Annotated in this window: 5 protein-coding genes and 1 pseudogene; all 6 read right to left on the bottom strand. The window is 59.4% G+C overall.

All coding sequences use genetic code 11. The features are described from left to right. Window positions 1-257: 257 nt before the first annotated feature. On the bottom strand, window positions 258-827 hold the full coding sequence (locus tag J2852_RS31075; RefSeq protein ID WP_209883130.1) for a tyrosine-type recombinase/integrase: 570 nt from the start codon (window positions 825-827) through the stop codon (window positions 258-260). Between the two features lie 160 nt (window positions 828-987). Further along, complete coding sequence (locus J2852_RS31070) at window positions 988-1,917, bottom strand: restriction endonuclease (RefSeq protein ID WP_209883128.1); 930 nt, start codon at window positions 1,915-1,917, stop codon at window positions 988-990. Between the two features lie 12 nt (window positions 1,918-1,929). Then, window positions 1,930-3,162, bottom strand: a complete 1,233-nt coding sequence (locus J2852_RS31065; RefSeq protein ID WP_209883126.1) for a restriction endonuclease subunit S — start codon at window positions 3,160-3,162, stop codon at window positions 1,930-1,932. Continuing rightward, a complete protein-coding gene (locus tag J2852_RS31060; protein ID WP_209883124.1) occupies window positions 3,159-4,781 on the bottom strand; it encodes an HsdM family class I SAM-dependent methyltransferase in 1,623 nt (540 codons plus the stop codon). The genes J2852_RS31065 and J2852_RS31060 overlap by 4 nt, the downstream gene beginning before the upstream one ends. A 20-nt stretch (window positions 4,782-4,801) precedes the next feature. Next, complete coding sequence (locus J2852_RS31055) at window positions 4,802-6,934, bottom strand: DEAD/DEAH box helicase family protein (protein WP_343206858.1); 2,133 nt, start codon at window positions 6,932-6,934, stop codon at window positions 4,802-4,804. Between the two features lie 114 nt (window positions 6,935-7,048). Continuing rightward, window positions 7,049-7,132 (bottom strand): annotated as a pseudogene (locus tag J2852_RS31050) (IS5/IS1182 family transposase); the annotation flags it as partial.

Genomic DNA, 7,132 nt, shown 5'->3' with positions numbered 1-7,132 from the left:
GCCCAGCTCTCGACGCCATCACCGCAACCGATGCAAAAGCGTGGTTCAAGCTTTGCGGGTACCCGAATCTAAGCTGACCAGAAATCCGCTCTAGGAGTGAAGATGGTAAACGAGCCGCCACACAACTAATCAAGCAGATAAGAAAAATCAGTGGTGACTAAGATATAGGGGGCGTTTCTGCCCCTTATATTTTTTACATAATGGTAATTAGTGATAGGTTTGAAGAATTTACAGCAGAATGAAGCGCGCATTGACTTTTAAAGAACTTCAACCGCCGCACGCATCAGCTCGTCGTTGACCTCGATGTACCGCTGGGTTGTGGTCAGGTGCTTGTGCCCGGCCAAGGTCATGATCACCTTTGGGCTGATGCCGCTGTGGGCTAGTTTGGTGATGAACCAGCGACGACCGCTATGAGAGGTTGCGCCATCCAAGCCGGCTTGCTGGTAAAGCTGACCCATCAATTGGCAAAGGGTATTGGCGCTGAACGCCGTCCGTTTCTGCGTGCGTAGCAGTGGGGATGCCAAAGGCGGGGCTTCACTCCGAGTGACGCAGTAGCGTTCGATCTCCTTCCGCAGCCGGTCGTTTACGAACACTACGCGGGCGTGACCGCCCTTGGTGATCTCCGCATCCAACCTGATCTGCTCGCGCACAATGCCGTTTCCGTCCAGCACGTCGCCCCAGGTCAGCGCCGCGATTTCCCCAACCCGTAGACCCGCGAGGTAGGACAGCATGACGGCCATCCGGTTGCGGGCGGCGTACCTGCCCTGTGCGACCACGGCCAGCAGCCGCTTCTTCTCCTGTTCTGTCAACACCCGCGCTTGCTTCATCGGAAACCTCACTGTGCGTCGTCGTTGCGCACAAGACATTATGTTTTCCGAATAAGCTGCGCTCAAGGCATGAAAGAACCCGAGGAATGGCGCGGCTCCCAGCGCGAACATCATAAAATGCGTGTTTTATGAGATTTGTCGGGGAGCCGGCCTGATACCACTAAACCTCGAAAAATTCCTCGTCCAGCTTCTTGATATGGAGCACCTCTTCTATGCGGCACCCGACACCGTGACGGATCATCAGGCGGGCGAACTGGGTACCGTCGATCAGGACGATGCGCTTGCTTAACAGTTCGGCGGTTTCGCGGGCGGAAGGGGAGAAGGTGGAGGTCGTGACGAACAGGCCCTTGTTGGCTTTGAAGCGGTCCAGGCTGCCAAAGAAGTCGCGGATCGCACCAGCCCCCACGCTGTTACCGTCGGCGTAGCGTTTCGCCTGGACATAGATGCGGTCCAGACCGAGCGGGTCCTGATCGATCACGCCATCCACGCCGCCGTCGCCGGTGCCGCCGACCAGTGCCTTGTCAATTTCGGCCATTGAGCCGCCATAGCCCATGGCGACCAGCAGTCGGACCACCACGCTCTCGAAGAAGGCCGGGGAACCGGCGCGGATGCGTTGGAGCAGGTCATCGGCCAAAGCGGCTTCAAGCTGGCGATGCGCGCCGCGCATCACCTCGTCCGGGGTCAGCACGGTGTCGCCCTGGCTCGCTGATGACGCTTGTGATGTCCCTGCCTCGGTTGCCGCTTCCGCTTCGGCTTCCCGGAAGCGTTGGAAGTCGGGGAAGCGGTTTAGGAACTTGATGTCGATCCGTTCGGGCGGGGCGGCCAACACCTCCCTGCCACGATCCGTCAGGCGGAAATGGGCGCGGCGGGGTGTTTCCAGCAGGCCAGCCTTACCAAGATTGAATTTGGCCCAATGAACCCGGTTGGCGATGGTTGTCTGCCGACCGGAGGGAAGCAGTTGCCCCCTTTCTTCCGGGGTTAGGGCAAACTCGCTCGCCACCCGTTCAATCACATCAGCGATCCGCACCTCGCCGTCAGCGGCGGCGCGAAGGACCGGAAGCATCACGGTCTGGAAATCAGGGATCGTCATCGGTCGGTCAGATCAGGCTGCACAAGGGGCCACAGGTTCGGCCTGTCGTTGGCCGAACACTTGTGACAGCAAGGATTGGCTCAGTTGGTCGGCAGCGGCAGCGGCTTTATCGCTGAGTGCCGCCGTTGCTTCGATTTCAGCAACCCGTTCGGCGAATTCCTGTTGGACAGAAAGTGGCGGCAACGGCACTACTATCGAGGAGAACTCTCCAACATTGATATTAAATTGGACTGCAGACTGACGGATCTTTTCAAGGAATAGCCTACGCCCGCTTTCAGTTTCGAGCAGAGCTTTGATGTATATCGGCAACGCTTTATTCACGTTAAGCCTGACGCGCATCAAATGGCTATCAAAGGCCCATTTTTCCTTGCCCGGGTAAGCGATGACGCATTTCCCGAGATGATCTCTTGATCCTATCGCCCGAGCCATCAGTAGATCGCCATCAAATACAGAATGTCGAGCTATATCCTTTGCGGATAGCTCTACGTATTTCCGGTCTGAAAGGTCAAGCTTACCACCCTGAATATTAGCAACTCGCAGGTCAAGCCATGTGCCACCTTGCGTGTTTGGCTTCAGCATGGTGCCGTAGTTAGGCTTCTCTGCATACAAAGCAACCATACCAACAACTGTCCACCCCTTCGGATTGGTTGCTGGATCGCCGAACATCTCGACGAACAGCGCGGGCACGATCTCTCGCACCTTGGTTCGCGTCTCATCCCGTAGCCGCCGGATGCTGGCGGCGTGGTTCAGGATGTCCACGATGCGTCGCTGTTCATCAAGCGGGGGAACGCTGATGATCCAGTCTTCAACTTCGGACTTGCGTATGGATGGCGGGTTTGATGCAGAGGCAAAATCAGAGAGATTTTTACTGTTTAGAATGTAATAAAGGAACTCAGGTGAAAGTGTTTTCTCATCTGGAATTATACCCATGACGTTGTTGTCGGCGCAAGATGGCCGAACCACAATTCTCTTTTTATTTGTTGCGATGGCGGCTCCAATTTTTGGGAATATAACTGATCCAAGTGGAAAGGGCTTTGCTTTTAGAAGTTTGCGAACATCTTCAGAAATAGCGTTGTTGTGTCGATGCATGAACACCTCGTTTCCGGGAATGTTCATGTCGCTTACCTTGTAGAACGGGTATTCCCCATTCTTCTCCCCCTGATAGGGGAGGGGAAATCCAGCCCCTGACTGAACCGTAGCGACTTGGGATAGCTTTACACTGTGCCAGAATTTGCGGTTATTCATTCTGCGCGCTCCCGCAGCTTTTCTGTCAGTGCATCCAGTTCGGACATGATTTCCGTCTCAATTGCCCGAAGCTCATCCAGAAGTTCAAGCGGATTGCGGTGCTCAACCTGTTCCTGCGATCGCGGGCGATACCGCCCTGCCGACAGGTTGAAGTCGTTGCCCCGGATCACGTCGTTCCCGGCGAACCACCATTTCTCGGTCCATTCGGCGTCGGTGTCGCGGACATCCCATTGCTGGGCCAATGCGGCACGGTCGCGGTAAGCGTCCACCAAGGCGGGAAAGTCGTCGGCCTCAACAGGGGTGTCGTGGTTGGCGTCGAGCTTGTAACCGTCCGCGTCGGCGTGCAGGAACAGCACCCGGTCGGTCATTCCGCCCTTGCGGAACAGCAACACCGAGGTCTTCACCCCGGAATAGGGCTGGAACACGCCGCCAGGTAGGCTCAATACCGCCTCGACGGTGTTGTTCTCAACCAGTTGGCGGCGAAATTCCTTGTGCGCCCCCGTGCTGCCGAACAGAACGCCTTCCGGGACGACGACCCCGCACCGACCGCCGTCTTTCAGGCTGTTCAGCATGTACTTGAGAAACAGGAGTTCCGTCGCGGTCGTGCTTCCGACCTTCACGTCATCGACGATGCGGTCCTTGTCCACCCGGCCGGAAAAGGGCGGGTTCGCGAGCACCACGTCGAAGCCGTCGAGCGGCAGGCCGATCTCGGCCTTCTCCGTCCGGTCCATGGTGGTGGTCAGAACGTTGCGCTTGAGGATGTGAACGGCGGGCAGGCCGCGCAGGGTCAGGTTCATCGTGGCAAGGCGGACCATCTTGGGGTCCACGTCGTTGCCGTAGAAGGTGGCGTTGTTCAGCACGTTGGTCATGGCCGCGCTGAGGCGGTCGCCCCAGCCGCGCCGGATCATTTTGCCGTCCACCTCAGCCTCGTGAACGCCGTTAACCGAGGAGTTGGCGAGGCGGATGTGGTTGTAGGCTCCGACAAGGAAGCCGGCAGTGCCGGCGGCGGGGTCGTAGATGGTTTCGCCGACGCGCGGGTCCACCATCTCGATGATGGCGCGGATGATGTGGCGTGGGGTGCGGAACTGGCCGAGCTCACCGGCCTGCTTGATCTGCCGCAACACATGCTCGAACAGGTCGCCCTTGGTGTCGGCGTCGGCCTCGTCCAGCCGCAGCCCGTCGATCAGCCCGACCACCTGGGTCAGCACCACCGGCTCGTCGATGCCGAGACGCGCCCCGGTCATGAAGTTCATTGCCGACCGTTCGGCAACCTCGGTGTAGAAGGGGAACACCTCGTCACGCATCCAGCGGACCAGCGGCTCCCCGGCCATCACGTTCCATTGTGACCAGCGCATGCGCGCGGCAGGAACGGTCGTTACCCCTGGTGCGGGCGCGTTGAGGGGGTTCCGTAGTGTCCAATCCCCGGCGAACATGCTGGCATAGTCGCGCTTGGTCGCCTTGGCCCGCATCGCATTGTCGGCGTCGATGCCCTCGACCAGATAAAAGAAGAACAGGAACGACAACTGTTCAGCGTTCGCCATCGGATCGGGATAGCCGCCACCGTAGAGGTAGTCGCGGATTTGCTCGACGCCGCGCCGAAGCTCGGGGGTCATGGGCATGGGGGCTTGGTCCTAACGGGTTAATGTGCTGGAGCGGAGGCCGTGTCGTGGCCGCCGACCGCTTCATCTTGGAGCACAGCCGCGTTGAGGCTGGCAAGCATCGCCTCCAGCTTGGCGTCGTCACCGAAAAGCTGCCGCGCCCGCTGAAGACCGCCGTTCAGCGAGAAGGGCGGTAGGGTGAAGTGGTAAAGCTCGACGCTCTCCATGTCGCCCACATTGGCGCGGATTTGGCTCTCCATCATGCGCAACCAGCGCAGCTGGTCGGCGTTGGGGGATTGGGTGGCAAGCCATGCCTCGAACCGAAGGCCGAGCACCGACGCCTGAGCCTCCTGCTCGTCGGTGAGCACGAAATTGCCGTTCTCGTCCAAAGTCACCCAATCGCGCGTCGTCGGATCGATGTGGTCGTTGACATCGAGGACGAGCATTTTGCGCGGCTTGCCAGTCGGGCCGGCTGGCTTGGATGTGACGAAGCCGCCTTCGGGCATATCCTCGTCGTCGCCGTGGTAGTCGGTGACGCCGACGAAATCGAACAGTGTGAAGTTGGGCTTCTTGATATGCGGGGCCTGCCGCGTGCCGCGTCCGCGCATCTGCTGGTAGAGGATGGCCGATTTGGTGAAGCGCGCCATCACAAGGTTGACCACCTCGGGGCAGTCGAACCCGGTGTCGAGCATATTGACGCTGACTAGGATCTGCGGAAACCGCTCGTCCTTGAACCGCTTGATCTTGGTCATGCCGTCCACGCTGTCGTCATCCCCCGTGCCCGACACGACAAAGTCGGCGTAGCGGACTTCCGGCGACGGCTTCTTGTCGGCGAACTCCTGATCGAACATCTGAGCCAGGGTTTCGGCGTGCCGCTTGGTGACACCGAAAACGATGGTTTTGCCCCACATGGGGGCGCGGCGAACGCCATCCTTACCCGCGAAGCCCTTTTCCAGAACCTGCCGGAATTCACGCACGATGGCGCGGTTGCGCTCTGGAATGGTGAATTTTCGCTCCAGGGCTGAGGGATCGACGGTGATCGTGTCCTCGCCGTTGAACAGCGTTTCGAACTCAGCGCGGGTGTCGTCATCCATTGCCGACCAGTCGAGTTCCTCGCGCTTAACCTCGAAGCCGCCTTCCGCCGCCGTCTTGACGGTCATCGCCTTGAAGATGTGATAGGGAACGAGATGGCCTTCCTGAATGGCCTGCTTGAGCGAATAGGTGTAGGTCGGCTCCGACACCTCGAAGAAACGCAGCGTGTCGCGGATGAACTTGCCGTCTTCAGGATCGGGCAACTGGTCGGCGTCTTTCAGCACACAGGGAGTGGCGGTCAAGCCGACCTGGATGCCATCGAAATGCTTCAGGGTGCCGCTCCACTGGCCGTAGATCGAGCGGTGGCATTCATCGACGATGATGAGCTGGAAATAGCTGCTGGGCAGGCTGGCGTATTCACCGATGAATGTCTGAAGGGTGCTGACGGTGATGCGTTTCTCGTCCTGGAACCGGCGGCCGCCCCGCAGGACATAGGCGGGATAGTCGGGAAGGTATTCGGCGAAAGCGTCCTCGGCCTGCTTGGCGAGGGTGATACGGTCCACGAGGAACAGCACGCGGCTGACGAGATTGGCTTCGAACAGGCGCTTGATGAAGGCGGCGGCGGTGCGGGTCTTACCCGTGCCGGTCGCCATCGAAACCAGGAGCTTTCGCCGCCCGTGCTGGATGCCTTGGCACAGGGCGTTGATGCATTCACTCTGGTAGGGGCGGCCTGCGATCTTGGTGTCGATGGGAACGGTCAGCGGGTCCACGCGCAGCTTGCGCAGGGCCTCGGCCCGTTCCAGGTCGGCCTGGTTGAAGAAGGTCGTCACCCTGCGGGGATGAGCCTCGCGTTCCCATTCCCAGAACCACACCTCTTCGCCGTTGGCGAGAAAGATGAAGGGCACGCCAAGCTGCTTCGCGTAGTTCAGCGCCTGCGTCTCGGCCTCGGGTGGGTTGGTGGTTGCCTTCTTGGCCTCGACGACGGCCAGTGAATGGCCGTGCCGGTTGCACAACACATAGTCGGCGCGGGTGCCGTCCGGCAGGACATACTCGTAACGGACGCTTTTGCCGTCCACGAGGCTCCAGGAAACGTCCTTGAGTTGGGCGTCGATCTTCACCCGAGAAAACGCTTCGTTGCTCACCGGCCACATCCCCAACGCCTATCCAATCGAAAGAATATCGCGCGAACCGTGTAGCAGGCACAACCCCAATTTGGTCCAGCAGACCATAGGCGATGAACGAACTGTTAAGAGCGCCTAACAAAACCATTTCTGGACGAAGCGCCAGCAGATGAGGCTGGCGGCGATGTGATGGAAGGCGGAGAAGATGTCGGCGCGCCG

This window comes from Azospirillum soli, assembly GCF_017876165.1.
Taxonomy (GTDB): Bacteria; Pseudomonadota; Alphaproteobacteria; order Azospirillales; family Azospirillaceae; genus Azospirillum; species Azospirillum soli.
This window is presented reverse-complemented; position numbering and strand designations above follow the sequence as displayed.